A 346-nucleotide genomic window follows, 5' to 3' on the forward strand; every position below is an offset into this window, starting at 1 on the left:
GCTGTTACATCGCGTGTCCCATTCGCTGTTTCTGCACTCACTGCCAGCTGGTATGTTTCACTCCGCTTCAGCTCTACCAGGTCAGACGGCACACTCAGGCTTGTCGGCTTGTCTCCCGCTGATACGTCAATCGCTTTTACTTTTACAACCTTCGTAATTCCGTTGTTTGTAATGCGGATGTCCGCTGTATAGCCGATTGCTGCGCTTGCTGAAACCGTGACCAGCCCTTCCGCGCTTACCTGCGCAATCGATGTATTCGTGCTGCTGTACTTTGTCCCTGTGCTGCTCGCTGTTACATCGCGTGTCCCATTCGCTGTTTCTGCACTCACTGCCAGCTGGTATGTTT

1 protein-coding gene is annotated in these 346 nt (G+C 52.6%); it reads right to left on the reverse strand.

Annotation, left to right across the window (positions count from 1 at the left end; translation table 11 throughout):
• On the reverse strand, window positions 1-346 hold a 346-nt coding region (locus M3221_RS25865; protein ID WP_251274833.1), incomplete at both ends, for a hypothetical protein.

The sequence above is a fragment of the Domibacillus indicus genome (assembly GCF_023715895.1).
GTDB lineage: Bacteria > Bacillota > Bacilli > Bacillales > Domibacillaceae > Domibacillus > Domibacillus indicus_A.